The sequence below is a fragment of the Modestobacter sp. VKM Ac-2986 genome, from assembly GCF_026967795.1.
In the GTDB taxonomy this organism is placed as follows: domain Bacteria; phylum Actinomycetota; class Actinomycetes; order Mycobacteriales; family Geodermatophilaceae; genus Modestobacter.
The window spans coordinates 302,900-329,100 of the sequence record NZ_JAPVBH010000001.1 but is presented as its reverse complement, the minus strand read 5'-3'; the positions used below and the strand labels follow the sequence as shown (position 1 = coordinate 329,100).

General features: G+C 75.1%; 21 protein-coding genes. 13 read left to right on the top strand and 8 right to left on the bottom strand.

Annotated elements, in window-relative coordinates; all coding sequences use genetic code 11:
* Window positions 1–160: 160 nt before the first annotated feature.
* Together O2W14_RS01515 and O2W14_RS01510 are read left to right on the top strand one after the other, a co-directional pair.
* The gene (locus O2W14_RS01515; protein WP_269174322.1) at window positions 161–1,822 is read left to right on the top strand and encodes a carbamoyltransferase family protein; all 1,662 of its coding nucleotides are present in this window, start codon (window positions 161–163) and stop codon (window positions 1,820–1,822) included.
* Window positions 1,823–1,946: 124 nt separating this feature from the next.
* Window positions 1,947–2,423: a DUF4383 domain-containing protein gene (locus tag O2W14_RS01510; protein ID WP_269174321.1), complete on the top strand. Its 477-nt coding sequence runs from the start codon at window positions 1,947–1,949 to the stop codon at window positions 2,421–2,423.
* A gap of 85 nt (window positions 2,424–2,508) precedes the next feature.
* On the opposite strand, the gene O2W14_RS01505 is transcribed toward O2W14_RS01510, so the two are convergent.
* Entirely contained in the window at window positions 2,509–2,706 is a 198-nt protein-coding gene (locus O2W14_RS01505) for a hypothetical protein (protein ID WP_269174320.1), read from the bottom strand.
* An 87-nt stretch (window positions 2,707–2,793) separates the two neighbouring features.
* Here O2W14_RS01505 and O2W14_RS01500 point away from each other — a divergent pair, with 87 nt between their 5' ends.
* The gene (locus tag O2W14_RS01500) at window positions 2,794–3,177 is read left to right on the top strand and encodes a VOC family protein (protein ID WP_269174319.1); all 384 of its coding nucleotides are present in this window, start codon (window positions 2,794–2,796) and stop codon (window positions 3,175–3,177) included.
* A gap of 25 nt (window positions 3,178–3,202) precedes the next feature.
* On the opposite strand, the gene O2W14_RS01495 is transcribed toward O2W14_RS01500, so the two are convergent.
* Window positions 3,203–4,843, bottom strand: coding sequence for an LCP family protein (locus tag O2W14_RS01495; protein WP_269174318.1), 1,641 nt, complete (start codon window positions 4,841–4,843; stop codon window positions 3,203–3,205).
* Between the two features lie 207 nt (window positions 4,844–5,050).
* Between O2W14_RS01495 and O2W14_RS01490 the strand changes: the two genes are divergently transcribed.
* From O2W14_RS01490 to O2W14_RS01475, 4 genes are all read left to right on the top strand, one after another.
* Complete coding sequence (locus O2W14_RS01490) at window positions 5,051–6,013, top strand: acyl-ACP desaturase (RefSeq protein ID WP_269174317.1); 963 nt, start codon at window positions 5,051–5,053, stop codon at window positions 6,011–6,013.
* Between the two features lie 58 nt (window positions 6,014–6,071).
* Complete coding sequence (locus tag O2W14_RS01485; RefSeq protein WP_269174316.1) at window positions 6,072–6,872, top strand: exodeoxyribonuclease III; 801 nt, start codon at window positions 6,072–6,074, stop codon at window positions 6,870–6,872.
* Between the two features lie 206 nt (window positions 6,873–7,078).
* Window positions 7,079–8,506 (top strand): HNH endonuclease signature motif containing protein, encoded by a 1,428-nt coding sequence (locus tag O2W14_RS01480; RefSeq protein ID WP_269174315.1) that lies wholly within the window; start codon window positions 7,079–7,081, stop codon window positions 8,504–8,506.
* A 37-nt stretch (window positions 8,507–8,543) separates the two neighbouring features.
* Window positions 8,544–9,668 carry an SPL family radical SAM protein gene (locus O2W14_RS01475; protein ID WP_269174314.1) on the top strand — a complete coding sequence of 375 codons (1,125 nt, stop codon included), beginning with the start codon at window positions 8,544–8,546 and terminating at the stop codon, window positions 9,666–9,668.
* Between the two features lie 4 nt (window positions 9,669–9,672).
* Here O2W14_RS01475 and O2W14_RS01470 read toward each other — a convergent pair whose 3' ends face one another.
* On the bottom strand, window positions 9,673–11,451 hold the full coding sequence (locus tag O2W14_RS01470) for a GAF domain-containing SpoIIE family protein phosphatase (RefSeq protein WP_269174313.1): 1,779 nt from the start codon (window positions 11,449–11,451) through the stop codon (window positions 9,673–9,675).
* Window positions 11,448–12,299 carry a PP2C family protein-serine/threonine phosphatase gene (locus O2W14_RS01465; RefSeq protein WP_269174312.1) on the bottom strand — a complete coding sequence of 284 codons (852 nt, stop codon included), beginning with the start codon at window positions 12,297–12,299 and terminating at the stop codon, window positions 11,448–11,450. Before O2W14_RS01465 ends, O2W14_RS01470 begins: the two co-directional genes overlap by 4 nt.
* 168 nt (window positions 12,300–12,467) lie before the next feature.
* Between O2W14_RS01465 and yaaA the strand changes: the two genes are divergently transcribed.
* Window positions 12,468–13,226, top strand: a complete 759-nt coding sequence (gene yaaA, locus O2W14_RS01460; protein WP_269174311.1) for a peroxide stress protein YaaA — start codon at window positions 12,468–12,470, stop codon at window positions 13,224–13,226.
* Window positions 13,227–13,233: 7 nt separating this feature from the next.
* Here the strand turns inward: yaaA and O2W14_RS01455 are convergent, their stop codons facing one another.
* Window positions 13,234–13,686, bottom strand: coding sequence for a PGPGW domain-containing protein (locus O2W14_RS01455; RefSeq protein ID WP_269174310.1), 453 nt, complete (start codon window positions 13,684–13,686; stop codon window positions 13,234–13,236).
* 76 nt (window positions 13,687–13,762) lie between these two features.
* Here O2W14_RS01455 and O2W14_RS01450 point away from each other — a divergent pair, with 76 nt between their 5' ends.
* Window positions 13,763–14,605 (top strand): DNA/RNA non-specific endonuclease, encoded by an 843-nt coding sequence (locus tag O2W14_RS01450; RefSeq protein WP_269174309.1) that lies wholly within the window; start codon window positions 13,763–13,765, stop codon window positions 14,603–14,605.
* 3 nt (window positions 14,606–14,608) lie between these two features.
* On the opposite strand, the gene O2W14_RS01445 is transcribed toward O2W14_RS01450, so the two are convergent.
* Both O2W14_RS01445 and O2W14_RS01440 read right to left on the bottom strand, forming a co-directional pair.
* Window positions 14,609–19,537, bottom strand: coding sequence for an NAD-glutamate dehydrogenase (locus O2W14_RS01445; protein WP_269174308.1), 4,929 nt, complete (start codon window positions 19,535–19,537; stop codon window positions 14,609–14,611).
* A 132-nt stretch (window positions 19,538–19,669) separates the two neighbouring features.
* Complete coding sequence (locus tag O2W14_RS01440) at window positions 19,670–20,056, bottom strand: phage holin family protein (protein ID WP_269174307.1); 387 nt, start codon at window positions 20,054–20,056, stop codon at window positions 19,670–19,672.
* Window positions 20,057–20,511: 455 nt separating this feature from the next.
* Between O2W14_RS01440 and O2W14_RS01435 the strand changes: the two genes are divergently transcribed.
* The 4 genes from O2W14_RS01435 (at window position 20,512) to O2W14_RS01420 (ending at window position 24,479) form a co-directional block, all read left to right on the top strand.
* Window positions 20,512–21,201, top strand: coding sequence for a TVP38/TMEM64 family protein (locus O2W14_RS01435; RefSeq protein WP_269174306.1), 690 nt, complete (start codon window positions 20,512–20,514; stop codon window positions 21,199–21,201).
* A gap of 193 nt (window positions 21,202–21,394) precedes the next feature.
* Window positions 21,395–22,585, top strand: a complete 1,191-nt coding sequence (locus O2W14_RS01430; RefSeq protein WP_269174305.1) for an ATP-binding protein — start codon at window positions 21,395–21,397, stop codon at window positions 22,583–22,585.
* Window positions 22,586–22,747: 162 nt separating this feature from the next.
* On the top strand, window positions 22,748–23,497 hold the full coding sequence (locus tag O2W14_RS01425) for a ZIP family metal transporter (RefSeq protein ID WP_269174304.1): 750 nt from the start codon (window positions 22,748–22,750) through the stop codon (window positions 23,495–23,497).
* 46 nt (window positions 23,498–23,543) lie between these two features.
* Complete coding sequence (locus O2W14_RS01420; protein WP_269174303.1) at window positions 23,544–24,479, top strand: alpha/beta fold hydrolase; 936 nt, start codon at window positions 23,544–23,546, stop codon at window positions 24,477–24,479.
* A 7-nt stretch (window positions 24,480–24,486) separates the two neighbouring features.
* Here the strand turns inward: O2W14_RS01420 and O2W14_RS01415 are convergent, their stop codons facing one another.
* On the bottom strand, window positions 24,487–26,190 hold the full coding sequence (locus O2W14_RS01415; protein ID WP_269174302.1) for a SpoIIE family protein phosphatase: 1,704 nt from the start codon (window positions 26,188–26,190) through the stop codon (window positions 24,487–24,489).
* Window positions 26,191–26,201: the final 11 nt, after the last annotated feature.

Here is a 26,201-nt window from a genome sequence, read left to right as displayed (position 1 = left end):
CTGGAGCCCACCCCTGTGCACCGGCTGCCCGTGTCCTGACGTCCCCCGGCGAGGTGAACCTGCCCACCCGGCAGGCGCTGACCGTGCGTGACCGGCGCGCACACTGCGATCATGGGCCCAGGGACCGGGCAGGACGTGCCCGGCCGGGAGGAGTGCGCACGTGAAGGTGCTGGGCATCAACGCGATCTACCACGACCCGTCGGCGGCCCTCGTCGTCGACGGAGTGGTCGTGGCCGCGGCAGAGGAGGAGCGCTTCAGCCGTCGCAAGCACGGCAAGCGCCCGCTGCCGTGGAGCGCCTGGGAACTGCCGGAGCTCGCCGCGGCCTGGTGCCTGCGCGAGGCCGGCATCCGCCCCGAGGAGCTCGACGCGGTCGCCTACTCCTTCGACCCGGAGCTGATGGGCACCCCGGAGGAGTCCGGGCTGTTCGACGACGGCGACGTCATGCGCAAGAAGTACGCGGAGATGGCCCCGGACTTCCTGGCCCACGCCCTGCCCGGGCTCGACCCGGCCAAGGTCCGCTTCGTCAAGCACCACGTCGCGCACGCGGCCTCGGCCGGTCTGGCCGCACCCGCCCGCGCCGGCCTGCGGGACAACTCGGTGCTGGTGCTCGACGGCCGCGGCGAGGCGCACAGCCACCTGGCCGGCCGCTACCGCGACGGCCAGCTCGAGGTGCTCGCCGGCCAGGCGCTGCCGCACTCGCTGGGCCTGATGTACGAGGACCTCACCGACCACCTGGGCTTCCTGCGCAGCTCCGACGAGTTCAAGGTCATGGCGATGGCCTCCTACGGCAAGCCGCGCTTCGTCGGCGCGCTGTCGGAGTTCATCCGGGCCACCGACGACGGCGGCTTCCGCACCGACAAGGTCGACTACTCCGAGTTCGCCCCCCGGCTGGGCAGCGGCGAGCAGTGGACCGAGGCGCACGCCGACCTGGCCGCCAGCGTCCAGCAGCGGCTGGAGGAGGTCCTCATCGACCTCGCCACCTGGGTGCACGCCCAGACCGGCGACGAGGTGCTCACCCTGGCCGGTGGGACCGCGCTCAACTGCGTGGCCAACACCCGCATCCTGGCCGAGAGCCCGTTCGAGCAGGTCTGGGTGCAGCCGGCCGCCGGTGACGCCGGGACCGCGCTGGGTGCGGCGCTGCACGTGGCCCGCGAGCTCGGCGAGGAGACCCAGCCGATGCCCGGTGCCGCGCTGGGCCGCGGCTGGACCGACGAGCAGATCGAGCAGGTGCTCATCACCGCCTCGATCGACTACGAGCGCCCGGACGACGTCGCCGAGGCCGTGGCCGAGGTCCTCGCCGACAACGGCATCGTCGCCTGGTTCCAGGGCCGCAGCGAGTTCGGCCCGCGCGCGCTGGGCCGCCGCTCGCTGATGGCGCACCCCGGCTTCGAGGGCAACCTCGAGCGGATGAACGACGTCAAGGGCCGCGAGCAGTTCCGCCCGGTCGCGCCGATGGTGCTGCTGGAGAAGGCCCCGGAGATCTTCAGCCGCGGCCCCATCCCCTCGCCGTACATGCTCTTCGTGCACGACGTGGCGCCGGAGTGGCGGGAGAAGATCCCCACCGTCACCCACGTCGACGGGACGGCGCGCATCCAGACGATCGACCCCGAGGTCGACCCGCTGGTGCACCGGATGATCTCGGCGTTCGAGCGGCGCACCGGCCTGCCGATCGTGGTCAACACCAGCCTGAACACCGCCGGACGCCCGATGGTCGACGACCCGCGGGACGCCCTGGAGTGCTTCGGCTCGGCCCCCGTCGACCTGCTCGCCATCGGCCCGTTCGTCGTCCGCCGCCCGAAGGCGACGCCCCGACCGGCCTGAGCCACCGCCGTTCCGGAACGCCCCGTCACCCCTTCGGGTGACGGGGCGTTTCCGCTGGTCGGTACAGGGAACCCACAGTGACGGCCCACCCAGCCCCAGTGGGCTCTCACATCTTGGAGGACCCATGTCCACTGCAGACCTGCCCGGCGCCGGCTCCCGCGGGATGACCTGGCCGCAGCAGCTGTCCCTCGCGTTCGGCGTGATCTACACGCTGATCGGCGTCATCGGCTTCTTCATCACCGGCTTCAGCGACTTCTTCGGCAACCACAACGGCATGGACATGGCCCACGAGGGCGACACGCTGCTCGGGTTCATGATCAACCCGGCGCACAACGTGGTCCACATCCTCATCGGCCTGGCCGGGATCGCCCTGTCCCGCACCCTGAAGGGCGCGCGGACCTACGGCCTGCTGCTCCTGGTCGGCTACGGCGCCGCGTTCGTCTACGGCCTGTTCGCCGTGGGTCAGGACTGGGACTTCCTGAACCTGAACTGGGCGGACAACATCCTGCACGTCGTGACCGCCGTCGTGGGCGCGATCATCGCCTTCGGTCCGGTCAACACCGTCACCGTCGAGCGCGGGCGGGACGCCTCGCTGCGCTGACCCCGCCCGGGGCCACCACCCCGGACCAGCACGCCACCGCCCGGACACCTCTCGGTGCCCGGGCGGTGGCGTGTCCGGGGCCGGGTCAGCGCGGGCGGGCCCGGCGCAGCAGGAAGGCGCCCACCCCGGCGAGGACCACGCCCACCCCCAGCTGGGCGATGCCCACCCCGGCGCGGTCGCTGCCGAACCAGGTGGGCGTGGAGAGCACCAGGACGACGGCGACGCCCAGCACGAAGAGGGCGACCAGCCGTTCGCGCCGGCTGCGGGGGTCCGGTGAGGTCATGCCCCGACCCTAACGAGGGCCCCGTCGGCCAGGATGGGGCGACCGTGCCGCCGCCCCGGTGCGCCCACCCGACCCGACAGGAGCCCCATGAGGATCGCCATGACCAGCGTCTTCGTCGACGACCAGGAGAAGGCGCTGCGGTTCTACACCGACACGCTCGGCTTCGTCGTCAAGAACGACGTCGCGGTGGGGGAGCACCGCTGGCTCACCGTCGTCTCGGCGCAGGGCCCCGACGGCGTGGAGCTGGTCCTCGAGCCCGACGCGCACCCCGCGGCCCGGGCGTTCAAGCAGGCGCTGGTCGCCGACGGCATCCCGTTCACCGCCTTCGCCGTGGACGACGTCCGCGCCGAGCACGAGCGGCTGACCGCGGCCGGCGTCGTCTTCACCCAGCCGCCGCTGTCCATGGGGCCGATGACCGTCGCCGTCCTCGACGACACCTGCGGCAACCTGATCCAGCTCGCCGGGGCCTGACCGTCCGGACGCCGGCGGACGGGCGTCAGCGGCTCCGGTTCGGCGGCTCGCCGGCGGCCAGGGCCGCGGCGGCCTGCACCGGGTCGTAGGCGCAGGCGTCGGTGACCTCGGAGGCGACGCCGCCGTTGCCCCCCGGCGACGGGGTGGCCGCCGGCGGTGCGCTGGGCGTGGCCGGTGCCGGGGCCGCCGACGTGACCGGGGCCGGGGTGGTGGTGTCGGCACCACCGGTCGGCACGGGACGCAGCGCCTCCTGGACCAGCGCCCGGATCCGGGCGTAGTCGGGGTAGGCCGGGTTGATCACCGTGTCGTCGAAGACGACGCTGCGGATCCCGGCCTCCTTGACCTGGAACGCCAGGTCCACGACGTCGCCGAGGACGTCGGAGGGGACGTCGGAGCTGACGATGTCCTGGGTGGTGCGGGCCAGCTCCTGGTACCGGGACAGCAGCGTCACCGGGTCGGCGGCGTCGACGATGGCCTGCAGCACGCACCGCTGGCGGTCCATCCGCAGGTAGTCCGACAGGCCGTACCGCCCGCGGGCGAAGTCCAGCGCCTCCACGCCGCCCATCAGCTGGTCGGGGCCGGGGGCGATGTACCGGTCGGGGAGGGCGCCGGTGGCCGTGTCGCCGTTGACCGGCACGTAGTAGTTCACGTTCAGGCGCAGCCCGCCCAGGGCGTCGACCAGCCGGCTGAACCCGTCGAGGTTGACCAGCACGTAGTAGTCGATCTTCAGGCCCAGGGCCTCACCGACGCCGAGCTTGAGGAAGTCCGCGCCGGCGTCGTCCGTGGGGCCGAGGACGTCGGGGTGCTGGGCAGGGCCGTTGCGGTAGACGGCGTTGAGCAGGCTCTCGGCCTCGCTGCCGGCGTCGAACCCGTCGGGGTAGACCGCCGCGAGCGGGCTGGACGCGGGGAAGGGGAGTTCCTCGAGGTTGCGCGGCAGGCTGAACAGCGTCGTCGCACCGGTGTCGACCTGCACGTTGGCCACGATCACCGTGTCGGTGCGCACGCCCTCGCGCCCCTCGCCGCCGTCGCCGCCCAGCAGCAGGATGTTGACCTCGTCCTGGCCGCCGAAGGCGTTCGACCGGTCGACGGGCTGGGTGACCGTGGCGCTGTCGCCGTCGTCGAAGACGCTGTCGACGAGGTCGCGCTGGGCGGTGGCCAGCTGCACGCCCCACGCGGCCGGGACGACGACGGCCGCGCACAGGAGCGCCACGACGCCGGTGCCCACGCCCCGCTGCCAGGGGCGCAGCCGCCGCGGCCGCACCGCGAGGTACCCGGTGACGACGACGGCCAGCCAGCCCAACGCCAGGACGACGATCCCGGCGATGATCCAGCGCAGCGCGGTCGAGTCGACGGCCAGCCGGACGACGTCCCGCTGGGCGTAGGTGGCCAGGAGGACCCCGCCGGCGACGAGCAGCAGGAACAGGGCGAGCAGGACGGCGCCGACCTTGCGGCGGCCGGTGGCCAGGAACGTCGTCCCCGGGACGACGGCGCCGGCGATGGTGAGCAGCAGGGCCGAGCCGAAACCGGAGGCCCGCCGGGCGGACCGGCGGTGCGCGTGCGGGGCGCGATCGGGGTCGACGTACAGCGAGCTGCCGGTGCGGTCCGGGAGGTCGGAGGGGTCGGTGCCGTGCCGGGACCGCCGGGGCGAGGGGGTCTCCTCGCTCACGCGACGATCACGCGCGCCGGGGAGTCGGTCATCTGACCATGATCGCACCGATCCCGCCGCGCGCCACCAGCCTGACCTCCCACAACTCCCCCACAGGAGGTGGTATCGGCCACGGCGTGTCGAGCGCGCCGGAACGTCCCGTACCGAGCCGCCGTTGCCCGGGTCACGTACGTTACGAGGTCCACAGGCGTTCCCGAGGAGGCCACCGTGTCGAAGACGCCGACCGAGGCAGCACTGCTGATCGAGCTGGAGTCGGTGGTGGAGGAGAACCTCGACCGGCACATCGGGCTCGCGCAGGAGTGGCACCCGCACGACTACGTCCCGTGGTCCCAGGGCCGCGACTTCGCCTTCCTGGGTGGTGAGGACTGGGCGCCGGAGCAGTCGAAGCTGGACGAGACCGCCAAGGCGGCCATGTTCACCAACCTGCTCACCGAGGACAACCTCCCCAGCTACCACCGGGAGATCGCCACCCGCTTCGGCCGGGACGGCGCCTGGGGCACCTGGGTCGGCCGCTGGACGGCGGAGGAGAACCGGCACGGCATCGCGCTGCGCGACTACCTGGTGGTCACCCGCGGCGTCGACCCCGTCGAGCTCGAGCGGGCCCGGATGGACTACATGACCTCGGGCTACGACTCCGGCGACAAGACCGCGCTGGAGGCCGTCGCCTACGTCTCCTTCCAGGAGCTCGCGACTCGGGTCAGCCACCGCAACACCGGCAAGGCGACCGGTGACCCGATCGCCGACCGGCTGCTCGCCCGGATCGCCAAGGACGAGAACCTGCACATGGTCTTCTACCGCAACATCGTCTCCGCGGCGTTCCACATCGCCCCGGACGAGACGATGCGCGCGGTCGCCGACGAGGTCATGCGCTTCGAGATGCCCGGCGCCTCGATGGCCGGGTTTCGCAAGAACTCGGTGCTGATCGCCAAGGCCGGCATCTACGACCTGCGACTGCACCACGACGAGGTCATCTCCCCGGTGCTGCGCGCCTGGAAGGTGTTCGAGCGCACCAACCTGGGCCCGGCCGGCGAGCAGGCCCGCGAGGAGCTCGCCCAGTTCATGACCGGCCTCGACGCACAGGCGACGAAGTTCGTCGAGAGCCGCGACCGCATGCGCGCCCGCATGCAGGCCCGCTCCGACACCGAGATCACCCCGCTCGCCCAGGCGTAGGCGGAGTGCGTCCGTCGGCCCGAGCCGCACGGACCCACTCCGCCTAGGCTCGGGAGCCGTGCGCCTCGCGACCTGGAACGTCAACTCCATCCGCAGCCGAGCCGACCGGGTGGAGGCGTGGCTGCAGCGCAGCGACGTCGACGTCCTGGCGCTGCAGGAGACCAAGTGCAAGGACGAGCAGTTCCCCACCGAGCGCTTCGAGGCCCTCGGATACGAGGTGGCCCACGTCGGCCACTCGCAGTGGAACGGCGTCGCCCTGCTCTCCCGCGTGGGGTTGACCGACGTCCAGGTCGGCTTCCCGGGGATGCCCTCGTGGGCCAAGGACGACGCCGAGCCGGTCGCCGAGGCCCGCGCGATCGGCGCGACCTGCGGCGGGGTGCGGGTGTGGAGCCTCTACGTGCCCAACGGCCGCTCGCTCACCGACCCGCACCTGGACTACAAGCTCGCGTGGCTGGAGGCGCTGCGGGTCGACGCCGCCGGCTGGCTGACCGAGGACGCCGAGGCCCAGGTCGCCCTGGTCGGTGACTGGAACATCGCCCCGCAGGACGACGACGTGTGGGACATGGCCGTCTTCGCCAACTCCACCCACGTGTCCCCGCCCGAGCGGGCCGCGTTCGCCGCGATGGTCGAGGCCGGGTTCGCCGACGTCGTCCGGCCGCACACGCCCGGGCCCGGCGTCTACACGTACTGGGACTACACGCAGCTGCGCTTCCCGCGCCGCGAGGGCATGCGGATCGACTTCGTGCTGGGCTCCCCCGCGCTGGCCCGCCGGGTGTCCGACGCCCGGATCGACCGCGAGGAGCGCAAGGGCAAGGGCGCCAGCGACCACGCTCCGGTCGTCGTCGAACTGGCCGACTGACCCCACCCCGGCCGCCCGTCCGACCCGGCCGACACCCCGGCGGCGGTTCCGCGGAACCGCCACCGGTCCCCCACCTGCGGGCTGACCTGCCGGAACTGTCAGCGGACACCGCTAGCGTCGAACACGTGTTCGATTCGGCGCCCGCCCCGTCCACCGTCCCTGCTGCCGGCACCCGGCCCGTCGCGGCCTCCGCAACGGCTCCGCCCGTGCCGTTGGACGAGCTCGCCGACCAGATCCTCACCGGCGCCGTGCGGCTGGCCGCGGCGACGGCCGCCTGGCTGGCCCTGGTGGCGGAGTTCGACGAGCGGGAGGGCTGGCAGGGCATCGGGGTGACCTCGTGCGCGCACTGGCTGGCCTGGCGGTGCGGGCTCACGCCGGGCACCGCGCGGCAGCACGTCCGGGTCGCCCGGGCCCTGCGCCGGCTGCCGGTGACCGCGGCCGCCTTCGCCGGTGGCGAGCTCTCCTACTCGAAGGTGCGGGCCCTCACCCGCGTCGCCGAACCCGGCACGGAGGCCGAACTGGTCGAGTTCGCCCGGCACGCCACCGCCTCCCAGGTGGAACGGACGGTGCGCGCCTGGCGCCGGGCCGACGACGTCACGGCCGGCCGGGTCGCCGACTGTCGCCGCTTCTCCTGGTGGACCGACGACGACGGCATGGTCTCCATCCAGGTGCGCATGGAGGCCGAGCACGGCGCCGAACTGCTGGCCGCGATCGAGTCCCTGGCCGAGCGGGACGCCCGCCGCGACCGTGCCGCCCGCCGCCGGCCAACCCCCGACGACGCGATCTCCGACCCCACGACCTGCGACACCACGACCTCCGATGCCACGACGACCGAGCCCACCGACGGGGAGTGCACGGACGGCAGCCCGGACGTCGTCCCGCTCCCGGTGCTCACGGAGCGGCGCTGCCGGGCACTCACCCGGCTGGCCGCAGCCGCGGCGGACGCCGACCGGCGGGCCGGTGATCCGCCGCGCCGCGAGGTGGTCGTCGTGGTGGACGCCGCGGTCCTGGCCGACGACGAGGCCGCCGGACGGGCGCACCTGGAGGGCGGTGCGGCGCTGAGCCCGGCCCAGGCCCGTCGGCTGGCCTGCGACGCGGCGGTCACGGCGGTCGTCACCGACGGCGGGGAGGTGCTGGCCCAGGGGAGGGCCCGCCGGTACGCCACCGCCGCCCAGCGCCGGGCGCTGATGGTCCGGGACGGCGGGTGCGCCCGGCCGGGGTGCGAGGAGACCCGCATCGAGCGGCTGCACGCCCACCACCTGCGGCACTGGCTGCACGGCGGCCGCACCGACGTGTCGAACCTGGTGCTGCTGTGCGACGTCGACCACGGACTGGTCCACGAGCACGACCTGGCGGTGGGTCGCCGCGGTGGCCGGCTGGTGGCCGTGGCACCTGACGGACACCACCCCTGGGGCCCGTTCCCCGACCTGGCCGGCAGCTCGGACAGCAGTCCCGGGGCCGAGGTGCACCAGCTGCGGTCCCGCGGGACCGCCGACGACCCGCTGCACGACCTCCTGCCGGCCGACGTCCGACTGCCCCGGGCGCTGCCCTCCGACGGCGAGCGGATGGACCTGCAGCACGCCGTCTGGGCCCTGGTCGCCTACCGGGACGGGGTGCGACGACGCGCCGCGTGACGGAAGGAGTGGGCTGGTCCAGCCGTTGGAACAGGCGATGACCACCGCGCTCGCCGCCCCGCCCGCCGCCGCCGTTGACGCCCCGCTCGCACCTGCACCCACCCGCCTGTGGACGCCCTCACGCGTCCTGGTGACCCGTTCCGCCGCCGAGCGCCCGCACGGCCGGCGCATCATCGACCGCCTCGAGGCCGCCGGGGTGTCGGACATCGAGCTGCTCACCGGCGATCGGCTGCCCAACCTGCGCGGTGACGGCGACCGCGCGGCGTTCATGGCGGCCAAGCAGACCCTGGCCGTGGTCGTCCCGCCGGCGTCCAAGCGCAAGCTGCAGCCGATCCCGCCGTCCGCGGACTGGCGGTTCGACCTGGCCGAGGGGTGCCCGGCGCACTGCCAGTACTGCTACCTCGCCGGCTCGCTGACCGGCCCGCCGATCACCCGTGTCTGGGCCGACCTCGACGAGGCGCTGGCCGACCTCGACGGCTACGTCGGCCACGGTGTGATCACCTCCGGCACCGCCGAGCGCGGCATGGAGGGGACGACGTTCGAGGCCTCCTGCTACACCGACCCGCTGGCGCTGGAGCACCTCACCGGCGGGCTGGCCACCGCGGTGGCGTTCTTCGGCACCCACGACTGGCCGGGCCCCGTGCAGCTGCGGGCGACCACCAAGTTCGACGACGTCGCCGGGCTGCTCGACCTCCCGCACAACGGCCGCACCCGGCTGCGTTTCTCGCTCAACGCCGCCTCCGTCGACCGGCGCTTCGAGGGCGCGACCGCCAAGGTGCCCGCCCGGATCGCGGCGCTGTCGGCCGTGGCCGCCGCCGGCTACCCGGTGGGCCTGACCATCGCGCCGATCATGCCGGTCGAGGGCTGGCGCGAGGAGTACGGGCAGCTGCTCGACGACGTCGCCGCCGCCCTGCCCGCGGGCACCGACCTCACCGTCGAGTGCATCACCCACCGGTTCACGCCGAACAGCAAGGCGACGCTCACCGACTGGTACCCGCGCACCAAGCTGGAGATGGACGAGGACCTCCGGACCACCAAGCGCGGCAAGTTCGGCGCGGTCAAGCACGTCTACCCCAAGGACGTGATGACCGAGCTGCGCAGCTGGTTCACCGGCGCGCTGGCGGAGAAGCTGCCCGAGGCCCGCGTCCTCTACTGGACCTGAGCGGTCAGTCCTCGGCCCGGGCGCGGATGGCGATGAGCGCGACGTCGTCCGCCGCCCCGGCCGCGGGCAGCAGTTCCTCGACGACCCGGTCGCACAGGCCCTCGACGTCCAGCCCGAGCACCGCGGCGCGGGCCAGCACGGCGACCAGCGCGGTGAGCCCGCGGTCCAGGTCGCGCTCCCCCTCGGCGGCACCGTCCTGCTCGATCAGCCCGTCGGTGTAGAGCAGCAGCGTCGTGCCGGGCGGCAGCGTCGTCTCGTGCTCGGGGCGCTCCCGGTCGGGCAGCACGCCCAGCGGCAGCCCGACCGGGTCGGTGAGCACGTCCACGGTCCCGTCGGGGTGCAGCAGCAACGGTGGCGGGTGCCCCGCGGAGGACCAGCGGACGACGTGGCGACCCTCGGTGATCCGGGCCACCAGGGCGGTGGCGAAGACCGTCTGGCCCAGGGTCTCGCAGGCGGCGTCGACGGTGCTGAGGACGCCGGCGGGGGAGCGCGTGCCGTCGTGACCGGCCATCCGCAGCATGGTCCGCAGCTGGCCCATCGTGGAGGCGGCGTCGACGTCGTGGCCGGCGACGTCGCCGATCACCAGGCTGGTCGCGCCGGTGGCGTCGACGAACGCGTCGTACCAGTCGCCGCCCACCAGCTGGGCGAGGCCGGCGGGGCGGTAGCGGGAGGCCAGGCGCAGGTCGTCGGGCTGGGGCAGCAGCGCGGGCAACAGCGCCCGCTGCATCGTCTCCGACACGGTGCGCTCCCGGGCGTGCACGCGCGCGTTCTCCACCACCAGGGCGGCGCGTTCGGCCAGCGCGGTGACCAGGTCACGGTCGGTGTCGCTGTAGGGCGGTGACCCCTGGGTCCGGGCGAGGGTGAGCACCGCGGCCACCCGGCCCCGGCTGCGCAGCGGCACCACCAGCGAGCTGGCGATCCCCAGCCGGTCGACGGCCTCCCGCTGGGCGGTCGTCAGGCCGGGGTCGCTGGCGTCGACCAGCTCGGCGCGGCCGGTGGAGGCCACGTGCCCGGGACCGACGGCCTCCCCGACCCGGCGGCCGACCGAGCCGACCCACTCCTGGAGGAACGCCAGCTGAGCCGGGTCGGTGTGCCGGGCGGCGACCGGCAGCAGCCCGCCGTCGCGCTCCACGGTGCACACGTAGGCGAGGTCGCCCAGGTCGGGCACGGCCAGTGCGGTGATCGCCTGCCAGACGCCGTCGGGGTCCAGGCCCGCGGTGAGCAGCTCGCCGATCCGGGCCAGGACGGCCGCCCGGTCGGCCTCCGCCCGCGCCAGCGCCCCGGCCTGCTCGGCCTCCAGGGTCGTCGCCCGCAGCTCCACCTCCCGGGAGGCGATGGCGGCCAGGTCGGCCAGCAGCTCGGCGTCGGCCGCCGTCCAGTCGTGCACCTCGGTGTCGATGAGGCAGAAGCTGCCCAGCACGTGCCCGTCGGGGGTGCGGATCGGGTGCCCGGCCCAGGCCCGCACGTGCATGTCGTCGATGGCGGGGTTGAGCCGGGTCCGGTCGTCCAGCCGGACGTCGGGCAGCAGGAGCGCGTCGCCGCCCAGCACGTGCTGGCAGAACGAGTCCTCCAGGGAGCCCTGCACCGGCGCTCCCTCGGGGAGGCCGTGCCGGCTGAGCCAGTAGGAGCGCGCGTCGTCGACGATCGTCAGCAGCACGATCGGCGCCCCGGTGAGCCGGCGCGCGAGCGCAGTCAGCCGGTCGAAGGACACCGTGGACTCGGCGTCGAGCAGTTCGGTCGCGTGGACCGCTGCCAGCCGCTGGGGGTCGGCGGCTGCGGTCACCTCGGGCGGTGCTGCACGAGGCCGACCGGCACCGGCCCGGGCCAGGCGGCCTCCAGGGCCTCCGCGGTCTCCTCGCGCAGCTCGGTGGCCGCACCGACGGTGTTGACCCGGACCGGACCGCCGGTCGCGGGCGCCTCGCGCACGTCGGCGACGACCACGGTGATGTTGTCCGTCGGTGGCCCGGCCAGCGCGGCGTCCCGCAGCCGCGCGGCGGTCTCGGCCGGGGTGCCGCCGGCGTCGAGCAGGTCGCACAGCACCTCGGGCGGGACGACGTCGGAGAGCCCGTCGGAGCAGACCATCACCCGGTCGCCGGGGCGGGCGTCGAGCCGGAGGACGTCGACGGCGGCCACGTCGTCATAGGCGCCGTGCAGGGCGGCGTAGACCGCGGAGCGCTGGGGGTGGACCTTCGCCTCGGCCGGGGTGAGCGAGCCGGCGTCGATCAGCGCCTGCACCAGCGTGTGATCGGTGCTGACCTGCTGCAGCCGTCCGTCAGAGAGCAGGTAGCCGCGGGAGTCGCCGATGTGCAGCAACGCCAGCCCCTGCGCGTCCACGAGCAGCGCGGTCATGGTGGTGGCCATCGTGCGCAGCCGCGGGCGCTCGGTGTAGGCCGCCCGGATCCGCTCGTTCGCGCTGGCCACGATCCGCAGCGGGTCGTCGGCGCCGTCGCCGGTGCTGCCGGTGGCCAGCGGGGCCAGCCAGTTGGCCACCAGCGAGGACGCGACGGCCCCACCGACGTTGCCGCCGACGCCGTCGGCGATGGCGATCAGCAGCGGCCCGGCGATGGCGGAGTCCTGGTTGTCCGGCCGCGGACCCCGGGTGGAGACGGCCGCGCTGTCCAGCACGAGCACCGCCCCACCTCCTCGTCCACGCCCGACCTGCGCGCACGCTGCACGCAGGGATCGACGAACGGTAGATCACCGACCCCGGCGACGCCCACGAGCAGCGCCGCAGGAGGGCCCGCGGCCCCCACCGGACCCTCGCACACCACCTGGAGCGGGCACGTACCGTCGGTCCCCGTGCTCGTGCTGCTGCCCCCCTCGGAGACCAAGCACCCCGGCGGGGACGGCGCCCCGCTGGACCTCGCCGCGCTCACCGCGCCGGAGCTGACCCCGGTGCGCGAGCAGCTGGTCGGGGCGGTCGTGGACCTGGCCGCCGACGTACCGGCCGCCCGGGCGGCGCTCGGCCTGTCCGCGGCGCAGGACGACGAGGTGGCGCGCAACGCCGTCCTGCGCACCAGCCCGACGATGCCGGCGATCGAGCGGTACACCGGCGTCCTCTACGACGCCCTCGACGTCCGGTCGCTCACCCGGGCGCAGCGGGCCCGGGCCGCCCGCCGGCTGGCGGTGGGCTCGGCGTTGTTCGGCGTGGTGCGCGCCGAGGACGCCGTCCCGGCCTACCGGCTCTCGGCCGGCAGCGCCCTGCCCGGGCTGCCCACCTTGCGCGCGCTGTGGAAGCCGGTGCTCACCGACGTGCTGGCCGGCACCGACGAGCTGGTCGTGGACCTGCGCTCGGGCGCCTACGCCGACCTGGCGCCGGTGCCGGGTGCGGTGACGGTGCAGGTGCTCAGCGAACGGCCCGACGGCACCCGGGCCGTGGTCAGCCACTTCAACAAGGCGCACAAGGGCCGGCTGGCCCGGCTGCTGGCGACCACGACCGGCGAGCCGGACTCCGTCGTCCGGCTGCGGGCGCTGCTGCGCCGGGCGGGGTTGCACGTGGAACACGACCGCGGGACCGAGCTGACCCTGGTGGTCCCGGCGGCCGCGGTGACCCGCTGAGCGGAGGTCAGTCCCGCTCGGTGCCGGCGGCGCGGTAGGCCCCGCCGCGGCCCGGCGTGGCGGCCGGCAGGTGTGCCCGGGCCTCCTCGAGCTTCTCCTGCCGGCGGGCGAGGAAGACGGTGACCACCAGGAACAGGCCGGACAGGATGAGGATGACGGCGGTGAAGGCGTTGAGGAACGGGATGTCGACGCCGGCGATGGTGAGCACGCCGATCACGATCAGCACGAGCGCGGCCAGCACGGCGCCGGCGGCCCGCAGCGGGCTCTTGCCGACCTCCTCGATGCCCTGCTCGGCCTTCTCCTGGGCGTAGTCCAGCGGCTTCTTCGCCCACTGGAAGCGGGTGGCCAGCACCGCCAGCCCGGCGAAGATCACGATGAACCCGGGCCCGGGCAGGATGAGCAGCCCGATGCCGGCGAGGGTGAGCAGGCCGCCGAGGACGGCGATCACGACGGTCTTCATCGCCCGGTTGTGCCCTACCCATCGGCGGGTCATGCGTCGGGTCGTGCGTGTCGTACCTCGCCGCCACGATGGCCGCATGACCTCACCCGGCGACCTCGCCGACCGCACCGGCCTCGACGAGCTGCTGCTCGGCGTCCCGGTCCCGCTGCCGGAGCTGCGCGCGGGCCCGGCGACCGTGCGGCTGGACTACACGCACTTCAGCCTGCGGATGCGCCCCGACCGGCGGCTGGCCGCGGTGACCGCGGTGGGCGTCGACGGCGCCCTGTTGCGCGACGTGTCCCGGGAGGGGATCGAGTGGCGGCTGGACCCGCGCTTGCCGGCCGGGCAGCAGACCGGCCCGCAGGTCTACGCCCGCAACGACCTCGACCGCGGGCACCTGGTGCGCCGGACCGACGCCGTCTGGGGCACCGCGGCGGAGGCACGGCAGGGCAACGAGGACACCTTCCACTACACGAACGCCGCTCCGCAGGCCGCCGCCTTCAACCAGGGCGAGGAGCTGTGGCTGGGGCTGGAGCAGCACCTGCTCACCCATGCGGCCACGTACCAGCGGCGGCTGGTCGTGGTCACCGCGCCGGTGCTCGACCCCGACGACCCCGTCTACCGCGGCGTCCAGCTCCCGCTGCGGTTCGTGAAGGTCGCCGCCTTCGTCGACGACGGCGGGCTCGCGGCCACCGGCTACGTCCTCGACCAGACCGCTCTGGTCGGCACCCTGTCCCGAGCGGTCGGCGAGCCGCCGCCGCTGGGCGCGTTCCGCACCTTCCAGGTCCCGGTCGCCGACGTCGCCGCGCTCACCGGCCTGGACCTCGACCAGCTCGCCGCCGTCGACCGGCTGCCGGCCGTGGCCGGTCAGGCCGCCGAGGAGCCCGGCGTCCCGGCGGGCTGGGTCCGGCTCACCGACCTCACGCAGGTGCGCTGGTGACCCTCAGCGCCGGCGGCGGAGGCCGCGCAACGTGCGGACGGCGACGACCAGCTCGGCCAGCTCGTGCCGGTCCCCGCCGGCCACCTCGGCCAGCTGGGCGGCCGAGCGCTGCTGGGTGACGTCCCAGGCGTCCGCCCAGCGCTGCACCAGGTCGACCGCGACGGCCTCCTCGTCGTCGCCGGGGTGGGACTCGCGCAGCGCCAGGACGTCGGCGGTCAGCGCCGCCTGCTCCGCGGCCAGGTCGTCGCGCAGGCTCGCCCGGGCCATCGAGGGCCAGCGCCGGTCGCGGGGGAGGGCGATGACCAGCTCGCGCAGCGGCACCAGGCCCAGCAGCTCGGCCAGGCACTGCGACACCTGCGCGGCCAGCGCGATCGGGGCGCCGGTGTCCTCCACGACCACGGCCAGGTCCAGGGCCGTGGGCAGCAGCGGGGCGACCGCGACCTCGGCGGCCAGCTCCGGCGGCACCCCGGCCGCGCGCAGCCCGGCGGCCCGCTCGGCGTGGGCCTCGGCGTCGGCGCCCAGCAGCCAGCCCGACAGCCCCGCGCACACCTCGGCCACCGGGGCGGCGAACCGCTCGGTCACCGCGGCCAGACTGGCCGCGGGCTCCGCGGTCAGCTCCGGCACCCGCAGCAGCCAGCGGGTGGCCCGCTCGGCCAGCCGGGTCGCCTCCAGGCGCAGCTGCACCTGGACGGCGGCCGGCACCCGGTTGTCCAGGTCGCGGGGGGAGTCCCACAACCGGTCGACGTCGAACACCGCCCGGGCCACCGCGTGCGCCCGCACCACCGCCGACAGCGGGGCACCGGTCTCCTCGGCCAGCCGGAACAGCCCGGTCACCCCGGCGGTGTTGACCGTCCGGTTGGTCAGCGCGGTGGTGACGATCTCCCGGCGCAGCGGGTGGCTGGTCAGCGCGGTGGGGAAGCGGCGGCGCAGCGGCTCGGGGAAGTAGTCGACGAGCAGGTGCTCCAGCGCCGGGTCGTCGGGCAGCCCGGAGTGCAGCACCGCGTCGGTGACCTCGATCTTGGCGTAGGCGAGCAGCACCGCGAGCTCGGGGTTGCTCAGCCCCTGCCCGTCCCGGCGGCGCTCGGCCAGCGCCCGGTCGTCCGGCAACGCCTCCACCGCCCGGTCCAGCCGTCCCGAGCGCTCCAGCGCGCGCAGGTACCGCTGGTGGGCGTCGAGCAGCCCGCGGGCCGCGGCCGACTCCCCGGCGAGCGTGGCGTTCTGCGCGTAGTTGTCGCCGAGCACGCCGACGGCGACCTCGTCGGTCATCTCGCCCAGCAGCCGGGCCCGCCCGACCGGGTCCAGCCGGCCCTCGTCGGTCACCCGGTTCAGGGCGATCTTGATGTTGACCTCGTGGTCGGAGGTGTCGACGCCGGCGGAGTTGTCGATGGCGTCGTTGTTCACCCGGCCCCCGGCCAGCGCGTACTCGATCCGGCCGCGCTGGGTCAGCCCCAGGTTGCCGCCCTCGCCGACCACCCGGACCCGCAGCTGCGCACCGTCGACCCGGACGGCGTCGTTGGCCTTGTCGCCCACGTCCAGCGCGCTCTCGGTGCCGGCCTTGACGTAGGTGCCGATCCCGCCGTTGAACAGCAGGTCGACCGGGGCCAGCAGCACCGCGCGCACCAGCTCCGCGGGGCTGAGCGCCGTCACGTCGTCGTCCAGGCCCAGCGCGGCGCGCATCGGCCCGGACACCGGCACCGACTTCGCGGTCCGGGGCCAGACCCCACCGCCCGCGCTGATCAACGAGCTGTCGTAGTCGGCCCACGAGGAGCGGGGCAGGCCGAACAGCCGCCGCCGCTCGGCGAAGGAGGCCGCCGGGTCGGGCGTGGGGTCGACGAACACGTGCCGGTGGTCGAAGGCGGCCACCAACTGCAGGTGCTCGCTCAGCAGCATCCCGTTGCCGAAGACGTCGCCGGACATGTCGCCGATGCCGACGACGGTGACCTCCTGGCTCTGCACGTCGACGCCGAGCTCACGGAAGTGCCGGGTGACCGACTCCCAGGCACCGCGGGCGGTGATGCCCATCGCCTTGTGGTCGTAGCCGACCGAGCCGCCGGAGGCGAAGGCGTCGCCCAGCCAGAAGCCGCGCTCCAGCGCCACGGAGTTGGCCAGGTCGGAGAAGGTCGCCGTCCCCTTGTCGGCGGCGACCACCAGGTAGGTGTCGTCGCCGTCGTGCCGGACCACCCGCTCGGGCGGTGCGACCCGGCCCTCGACCAGGTTGTCGGTCAGCGACAGCAGCGCGCCGATGAACAGCCGGTAGCAGGCCTTCCCCTCGGCCAGCACCGCGTCGCGGTCGGCCCCCTCACCGGGACCGCGCAGGACGACGAAGCCGCCCTTGGCCCCGGTCGGCACGATCACGGTGTTCTTCACCGTCTGCGCCTTGACCAGGCCGAGCACCTCGGTGCGCAGGTCCTCGCGGCGGTCGCTCCAGCGCAGCCCACCGCGGGCGACGGCGCCGAAGCGCAGGTGCACGCCCACCACCCGCGGCGAGCTGACCCACACCTCGCGGGCCGGCCGCGGCTCGGGCAGGTCGGGCAGCGCGTGCGGGTCGAGCTTGAGGGCCAGCGGGGCGGTCCCGGCGAGCACCTCGGCGGTGAACGCCGTCGTCCGCAGGGTCGCCTGCACCGCCGACAGCAGGGCGGTGAGCACCCGGTCGGCGTCCAGGCTCTCGACCTGGCCGATCGCCTGGGTGAGGGAGTCGACCAGGGCGGCGGTGCGCACCTCGCGGCCGGCGGCGAGGTCGGGGTGGAAGCGGGTCTCGAACAGCGCCACCAGCCGGGCGACGACGCCGGGGTGGGTGGCCAGCACCTGCTCGACGTAGGCCGCGCCGAACGGGAGCCCGCCCTGGCGCAGCCACTGCACGTAGGCGCGCAGCACCGCCACCTGCCGCCAGGTCAGCCCGGCCAGCAGCACCAGGGCGTTGAGGCCGTCGTCCTCAGCCCGGGCGGACCAGACCGCGGCGATGGCCTCGGTGAACCGCTCGGGCAGCGTGCCGGCGAGGGGCACGGTCGAGGTCGGTGCGGCCAGGCCGAAGTCGTAGACCCAGGCCATCGGGGCACCGATGCGGTCGATCTCGTAGGGCCGCTCGTCGACCACGTCGACGCCCATGTGCTGCAGCACCGGCAGCACGTCGGACAGCAGCAGCCGCTCGCCCACCCGGTAGACGGTCAGTCGGCGGTCGCCGTCGGCGGCGTCGGCGGGTGCCCACAGCCGCAGGTCGGTCCCGCCGACGGGGAGCCGGTCCAGCCGGGCGAGGTCCTCGACGGCGGCCCGGGCGGGGAAGTCCTCCTGGTAGGCGGCGGGGAAGGCGTCGGCGACCCGGGCGAGCAGCCGGGGAGCGTCCTCGCCGTACCGGGCGGCGAGGGCGTCGGCGAGGTCGTCGGTCCAGCTGCGGGCGGCCGCCGACAGCGCCGCCTCCAGGGCCGGGACGTCGACCTCGGGCAGGGTCGGGGAGCTGTGCCGGCGGACCGGCACCCGGACGACGAAGTGCAGCCGGGACAGCACCGACTCGCTCGACCGCACCGTGAACTCGACGTTCGTGCCGCCCAGGGTCTCCAGCAGCAGCCGCTGCATGGTCAGCCGCACCTGCGTGGTGTACCGGTCGCGGGGCAGGTAGACCAGCGCGGAGAAGAACCGGCCGAAGGGGTCCCGGCGCAGGAACAGCCGGGTCTGCCGGCGCTCCCGCAGGTGCAGCACGGCCAGCGCGACCGGCAGCAGCTCCTCGGTGTCGACCTGCAGCAGCTCGTCGCGGGGGTAGGTCTCCAGGACGTCGAGCAGCTCCTTGCCCGAGTGGCTGTCCGCGGGCACCCCGGAGCGCACCAGCACCGCCGCCGCGGTGCGCCGCACGAGCGGGACGTCGCGCACGCTGCTGTGGTGGGCCTCGGTCGGGAAGAGCCCGACGAGCAGCAGGCGCGCGGGGTGCCCGGTCTCCCCGGGCAGGTCGACCACGACCAGGTCCAGCCAGGCCGGGCGCTGCACGGTCGAGCGGGCGTCGCCCTTCGTCACCAGCACCCGGCGCGTCATGGCCTCGGGGGAGGCGAGCGCGGCCGGGGCGACGGAGGTGGCCCGCTCCGGCGAGCTGCGCAGCACGCCGAGCTCGGAGCCGGGGACCACGGTGGCGGTCGGCCCGTCCGCGCCGCCGCCCAGCTGGACGGTGCGCGCGCCGAGGAACAGGAAGTTGCCCTCGGTCAGCCAGCGCAGCAGCGCTGCGGCCTCGACCGGGTCGTCGGCCGGGTGCGCGGCGGAGTGGGCGGCGTCCCCGGCGGGCGGCAGCCCCTCGAGGACGTCGGCGACCTCGCGGGTGCGGGCGATCAGGGCCGCGGCGTCCAGGTGGCTGCGCCGGACGTCGGCCAGCACCGTGGCCAGCCCGGCGAGCAGGTCGGTGGCCGACTCCTCGTCGACCTGGCCCGACAGCACCACGGCCATCCAGGACTCGGCGAGCGCGTCGGCGCCGCAGGCCCCGGCGTCCGCGCTGTCGCAGAAGGCGAGCAGCCGGCCGGCGGCGTCGCGGCGCACGACCACGACCGGGTGGACGACGTGCTCGGGCGCGATGCCCTGGCGCACCACCTCGGCGGTGACGGAGTCGACCAGGAACGGCATGTCGTCGACGACCACCCGCAGCACGGCGGGCCCCCCGGCGGTGCGGTGGACGTCGAGCAGCGGCATGCCGACCGGTCGGGCGGCGGCCAGCCGGAGGTGGTCGACGGCCAGCACGGCGAGGTCGGCCGGGTCGTGACCGACGACCTCGGCGGCGGGCTCGCCGGCGTAGAAGCGGTGCACCAGGGTCGCGGCGTCCGCCGGCCCGATCCCGGGGACGTCGTCGGGCTCCTCGGCGAGCAGCCCGCCCGCCGCGGCCGCGGCCAGGTCCAGCAGCCGGCGCTTGGCGTGCTGGGCGGCCTCCAGGGAGGCCATGTCGACCGGGCCGTCGGCGGTCATCGACGGCGAGGGCAGGAGGTCAGGAGCAGCGGACCGATCGGACTCCGTACCCAGGCCAGCCATGCTCACCGACGCTAGCCGCCACCCCGCCGCGCTGCACGCACATCGGCGTGCCGCGCCGGGTCCCAGGCGTCAGCCGCGGACCTTCAGCGGCAGCAGCAGCTCGGCGATCCAGCTGAAGACGGCGATGAGGAAGCCGCCCAGCAGCGCGGCCACGAAGCCGTCGACGCTGAACCGGTCGGACAGGGCCGCGGTGAGGCCGAGCAGCGCGGCGTTGACGACCAGCAGGAAGAGGCCGAGGGTCGCCATGACGAACGGCAGCGCGAGCAGCCGGACCACCGGGCCGACGATCGAGTTGACGACGGCGAACAGCAGCGCGACCCACAGGTAGGTGCCGGCGCTGCCGAGGGTGGCCTGGTCGTTGCCGAGGACGTCGATGCCGTCGACCAGCCGGGTGACCGCGAAGATGATCACGGCCAGCACGACGACCCGCAGGGCGAACTTCCCGATCGTGTTCACGGCGCGCACGCTAGCGCCCGGCGGTCGCTGGGGCCGCCGTCCGGCGTCCTCGCGCGTCGCGGTCGGTCCCCCGACCGGGTGGGGGTCGGACAGGAGGGCGGCCTGGGCTCCGCACGGCGGCTGGAGCTGCTGCCGATCGGGGGGACCGAGCTGCTGCGCGCCCTCACGCCGTACCGCTGACGGGAACAACTCCCGCTCCCACCTGCTTGTACGGGGTGCCGGTCCGGACAGACCCCCGGGCCCCACCCCAGCGTCGCCGCGAGCGACCACTCGCCGAGAGGCGGCTGACGGACCGGCCATCGCGCGCCCCGTCGGGCCCAGCCCCCGGCGGGGCGCTGCGCACGTCCCGGCCCGGCGAGCGTGCGCGTACCGGGCACTGCGGACGGCGACGAGCCCGCTGGGCGCACACCCGCCGATGCCGGTGCGGCCTCCACGACACTTGCGACACTGGCCGGGTGGCTCCCGTCCCCGCAGTCCCGGCCGGACGGCGGCTCCCCCGGGGTGCGGTGCTGCGGGCCGCGGCCCTGCTGTGCCTGCTGACCGCCGGCATCGTGGTGGCCGTCCTCGTCGACGTCCCGGACGTGGCGACGGTGCGCGGCTGGCTGGACCGGCGCGGCCCGTCGGGCTGGGTGCTGCTGCTCGCCGCGTTCTCCCTCGCCCCGCTGGCACCGGTGCCCCGCACCGCGCTCTCGGTGCTGGCCGGGGTGCTCGCCGGGTTCTGGGGCGGCCTCGCCCTGTCGCTGGGCAGCGGCGTGCTGGCCGCCCTGGCCGGCTTCGGTCTCGCCCGCTGGCTGGGCCGGGAGACGGTGACGCGGCTGGCCGGGCCGCGGCTGGCCCGGGCCGACGCCCTGCTCACCCGCCGGGGCGCCGTCGCCGTCCTGGTCGGGCGGCTGCTGCCGGTCACGCCCTTCACGCTGGTCAGCTACGCCAGCGGCCTGTCCGGCATCCCGCTGGGCGCCTACCTGCTCGGGTCGACGGTCGGGATGGCACCGGGCACCATCGCCTACGTCCTCCTCGGCGCGACCGTCGGCTCTGCGGGGGACGGCGGCGGGCTGCTGCTGGCCCTGGTGCCGCTCTCGGTGACGCTGGTCGGGCTGGGGCTCGCGCGCTGGTGGCAGGTCCGGCGACGCCGGGCGACGGCCTGAGTTCGAACACGTGTTCGAGATCGGTGCTAGGGTCGGGACACGAGCACGGCGACGGTCGCGCCGCCCTCTGACGGCGTCTGGCGCTCTCTAGCAGGAGAGCTAGAGAGCCTGAGACGGCGGTCGAGACCGTCGTCGATGCCCTGGTCTACGCCTGTCTAGCTCCAGGGCAAGAGGACGGCATAGCCTCCTCGACATGGACCCCGTCCGGAACCCGTACGCCCCCGGCGCCGGACAGCGCCCACCCGAGCTGGCCGGCCGGGACACCGAGCTGTCGGCCTTCGACGTCGTCCTGGAGCGCATCGCCCGCGGCCGGCCGGAGCGCTCGCTCGTGCTCACCGGGCTGCGCGGGGTGGGCAAGACCGTGCTGCTCAACCAACTGCGCTCGGCGGCCATCACCCGCGGCTGGGGCACCGGCAAGATCGAGGCCCGGCCCGAGCAGTCGCTGCGCCGTCCGCTGTCGGCCGCGCTGCACATGGCCCTGCGCGAGCTCCGACACCCCGACCAGGAGTCCACCGACGCCGTGCTGGGCACCCTCAAGGCCTTCGCCCAGCGGCAGGCGCCCGCGGACGCCAAGGTGCGCGACCGCTGGCAACCGGGCATCGACGTGCCGGCCACCACCGGCCGGGCCGACTCCGGCGACATGGAGATCGACCTGGTCGAGCTGCTGAGCGACGTGGCCGGGATCGCCGCCGACGTGGGCAAGGGCGTGGCGCTGTTCATCGACGAGATGCAGGACGTGCAGACCGATGAGGTCTCCGCCATCTGCGCCGCCTGCCACGAGCTGAGCCAGCAGGGCGCCCCGCTGATCGTCGTCGGCGCCGGGCTGCCCCACCTGCCCGCGGTGCTGTCGGCCTCCAAGAGCTACTCGGAGCGGCTCTTCCGCTACCTGCGGATCGACCGGCTCGACCGGGACGCCGCCGACCGCGCGCTGCTGGCCCCTGCCGAGCGGGAGGACGTCACCTTCGAACCCGCCGCGCTGGACGCCCTCTACGACGCCGCCGACGGCTATCCCTACTTCGTGCAGGCCTACGGCAAGGTCACCTGGGACGTCGCCGCCTCCTCCCCCATCACCGCGGCCGACGTCGCGATGGGCGCCCCGGCCGCCGAGGCCGAGCTCGCAGTGGGCTTCTTCGGCTCCCGCTACGACCGCGCCACCCCCGCCGAGCGGGAGTACATGCACGCCATGGCCGAGCTGGGCGGCCCCACGGGCGCCGCGGTCGGGACGTCGGACGTCGCGGTCACCCTGGGCCGCAAGCCCGCCTCCCTCTCCCCCGCCCGCGACTCGCTGATCAAGAAGGGCCTGGTCTACTCCGCCGAGCGCGGCCAGATCGCCTTCACCGTCCCGCACTTCGGCCGCTACCTGCTCAGCCACGCCACCGACTGACGAAGGACGCGTTCCGTGCGCGGTGCACGCGCTGCGGCACGGGCAACGCGTACGGACGACGTGTGACGCAGGCAGCGGGCGCTCGGCGACTGACCACCCGGGCGGCCGGGTACCGGCGGCTGCGCCGACGGACCCGCCCGGGGGACGGGCGGGGAGGACGACGTGCCGATCTGGTTGGAGGCCGGTCTCTGGGGGCTGCTCGGCGGGGCCGCGCTGGTCATCGGCGCGCTGATCGCCTGGCTGGTGCGGGTGCCCGACGGGGTCGTGGCCGGCGTGATGGCCTTCGGGTCGGGCGTGCTCATCTCGGCGGTCGCCTTCGACCTGATGGCCGAGGCGGCCGACACCGGCGGGCTGGTCCCGACCGCACTGGGCTTCCTGGGCGGTGCGGTGGCCTACCTGGGGGCGAACGCGCTGCTGGCCCGGCGCGGGGCCCGGCACCGCAAGCGGTCGGGCGGTCAGCAGCCCTCGGAGGACGAGCAGCAGGGCAGCGGTGCGGCGATCGCGGTCGGCGCGCTGCTCGACGGCGTCCCCGAGTCCGTCGTCCTGGGCGTGGGGCTGCTCGCGGGCGGGACGGTGAGCCTGCCGGTGCTGGCCGCGGTGTTCATCTCCAACGTCCCCGAGGGGCTGTCCAGCGCGGCCGGGATGAAGCGCAGCGGCCGGTCGGCGCGGTACGTGTTCGGGGTCTGGACGGCGATCGCCGTGCTGAGCGGGCTCGCGGCCCTGCTGGGCTACGTCGCCCTCGGCGATGCGCCACCGGAGGTCATCGCCGTGATCACCGCGGTCGCCGCCGGCGCGATCCTGACGATGATCGCCGACACGATGATCCCCGAGGCGTTCGAGACGACCCGCAGCTGGACCGGGCTGATCACCTCGCTGGGCTTCCTGGTGGCCTTCACGATCCACCTCGCCTAGCGGTGTTCCACGTGCAACCAGCGCCGGACCGGAGCAGGGTGGCGGCGTGAGCACCCCCGCCGACGTGCGCCTGCCCGAGGAGATCACCGTCCCGGTGGAGGGCGGTGACCTCGCGGCGCTGTACTGGGCGGCCGACGCGCCGGCCGCACCGCTGGTCGTGCTGGTGCACGGCATCACCAGCAACGCCATGGTCTGGGCGCCGGTGGCGTCCGCGCTGGCCGGTGGCTGCCAGGTCGTCGCCCCGGACCTGCGCGGGCGGGGCCTGAGCGCCGGCCTCCCCTCCCCCTACGGCCTGGGCGTGCACGCCGCCGACGTCACCGCACTGCTGGAGGCCTTCGGGGCCGACGACGACGCCGGTGCCGACGTCACCGTGCTGGTCGGCCACTCGATGGGCGGCTTCGTCGCCACCCTGGCCGCCGCCGGGGCCGCCCGCGGCCTGGTGCACGGTCTGGTGCTCGTCGACGGCGGGCTGCCCTTCCCCGTGCCGCCGGCCGCGGACACCGACACGATGCTGGCCGCCTTCCTGGGCCCGACCCTGGACCGGCTGGGCGCCACGTTCCCCGACGAGGCCGCGGTGCTGTCGTTCTGGGCCGACCACCCGACGGTCGGCCCGTGGGTCGACGACCCCGACGTGGCGGCCTTCCTGGCCCGCGACCTGACCGGCACGGGACCGCAGCTGCGCAGCGCCGTCTCCCCCGAGGCGGTGCGCGCCGACGGCGCGGACATGCTGCGCAACGAGGCGGTGCTGGAGGCCACCGCCGACCTGCCCGTGCCCGCGACCCTGCTGTGGGCGACGCGCGGCATGGACGGCGGCAAGCCCGGCCTCTACGACGAGGGTCGGCTGGCCGACATGGGCCTGGCGGCGGCGCGGATCACCGCCCGCGAGGTGCCCGACACCGACCACGACTCGCTGCTGTGGAGCCCGCAGGGCGTCGCGGCGGTCGCCGCCGCCGTCCGGGAGGCCGCGGCGCGCACCGACTGAGCGCCGGTCAGCGCCCTCCGGGGTGCACGCGGACGGCCAGCAGCGCCACGTCGTCCTCCGCGCCCTGGGCGAGCAGCTCGGCGAGCAGGCCGTCGCACAGGTCCGGCAGCGGCTCCCCGGCCAGCGCGGCGACGGCGGCCCGCAGCCGGGCCCGCCCGGTGTCCAGGTCCTCGGTGCGGCGCTCGAACAGCCCGTCGGTGAACAGCAGCAGCGTCGACCCCGGCAGCAGGTCGACGACGCCGTCGGCGCGCTCCCCCGGCCAGTCGGTGCCCAGCGGCGGGCCGACGGGCGCGTCGAGCTCGACGACCGTGCCGTCGGGCTGCAGCAGCATCGGCACGGGGTGGCCCGCGGTGGCCCAGCGCAGCCGGCGCCCGCCCGCCCGGTCGGCGGCGGACCCGACCCGGCCGACCAGCGCGGTGGCCAGCGTCGCGACGCCCAGCCCGGCGACGGCCCGGTCGGCGCGGCCGAGGACCTGCGCGGGGCGCTCCTGCCGGTCGTAGGCGATCGCCCGGACCGTCGTCTTCAGCTGGCCCATCGTGGCGGCGGCCTCGAGGTCGTGGCCGACCACGTCGCCGATGACCAGCACGGTGTCGCCGTCGGGCTGCTGGAAGGCGTCGTACCAGTCGCCACCGATGGCGATGCCCTTGGTCGCCGGCCGGTAGCGGACGGCGATCTCCAACTGGTCGGGCTGCACCGGCTCGGACAGCAGGCTGCGCTGCAGCCGCTCGGCCACCCGCACCTGCGCACCGGCCAGCCGGGCGTTGTCCAGCGCCAGCGCCGCGCGGAAGGAGGCGACGGCGGCGGTGCTCAGCTCCAGGTCGGTGAACGGGCCGCGGTCGGGGCCGTTGACCAGGGTGAGCGCGCCGAAGAGCTCCTCGCGGGCGATGAGCGGGTACACCGCGACCGCGCTGGGCTGCAGCGCCCGGACCGCCTCGAGCGCCCGCGCGTCGCCGACCATCGTCGTCATCACCTCGTCGGTGAGCTGCTGGATGACCACGGGCGTGCCGTCGCACAGCGAGGTCGGCACCGGGGCGTTGGGCCGGTTGGTGCGCACCCGCAGGTCGGCGTAGCGGTCGACGGCGGCCTGCCGGGCGGGGTCGCTGTGGGCGCGGCCGATGTCGCGGCGCACGCCGTCCTCGACCACGGAGACCAGGCACCAGTCGGCGAGGGTGGGCACCACCCGGTCGGCGAAGCGGTGCACCGCCTCCTCGACGTCCAGGGTGGAGGTCATCGCCTGGCTGATGTCGCCCAGCAGCATCAGGTGCCGGCCGGCCAGCGCCGCCTCGGCCGCGGCCTCGGCGGCGTGCGCGGCCTCGACCTCGCGGGCGGCGGCGGCCTCCTCGCGGGCCTGCTCGGCCCGCCGACGCGCGGTGACGTCGTCGTAGGTGACGACCAGGCCGCCGTCGGTGCGGAAGGCGTCGACCTGGAACAGCACCCCGAGCGGGGCGAACCAGGCCTCGAACCCGGCGGGCTCGCCGGTCTCGGCGACGTGCCGGTAGTGGCGCTCGAAGTCGCCGCCCCGGGCCTCGGGGAACTCCTCCCACACGACCCGGCCGACCAGCTCCGCGACCGTGCGGCCCAGCAGGGCGGCGCCGGAGGGGTTGATGTAGCTGAACCGCCAGGCGTCGTCGAGCACGAAGAGCGGACGCGCCATCCCCTGCACCGCCCGCACGAGCAGGTCGGCGGGCGCGGGCGCCCCGGTGACGGTCATCAGGACACTCT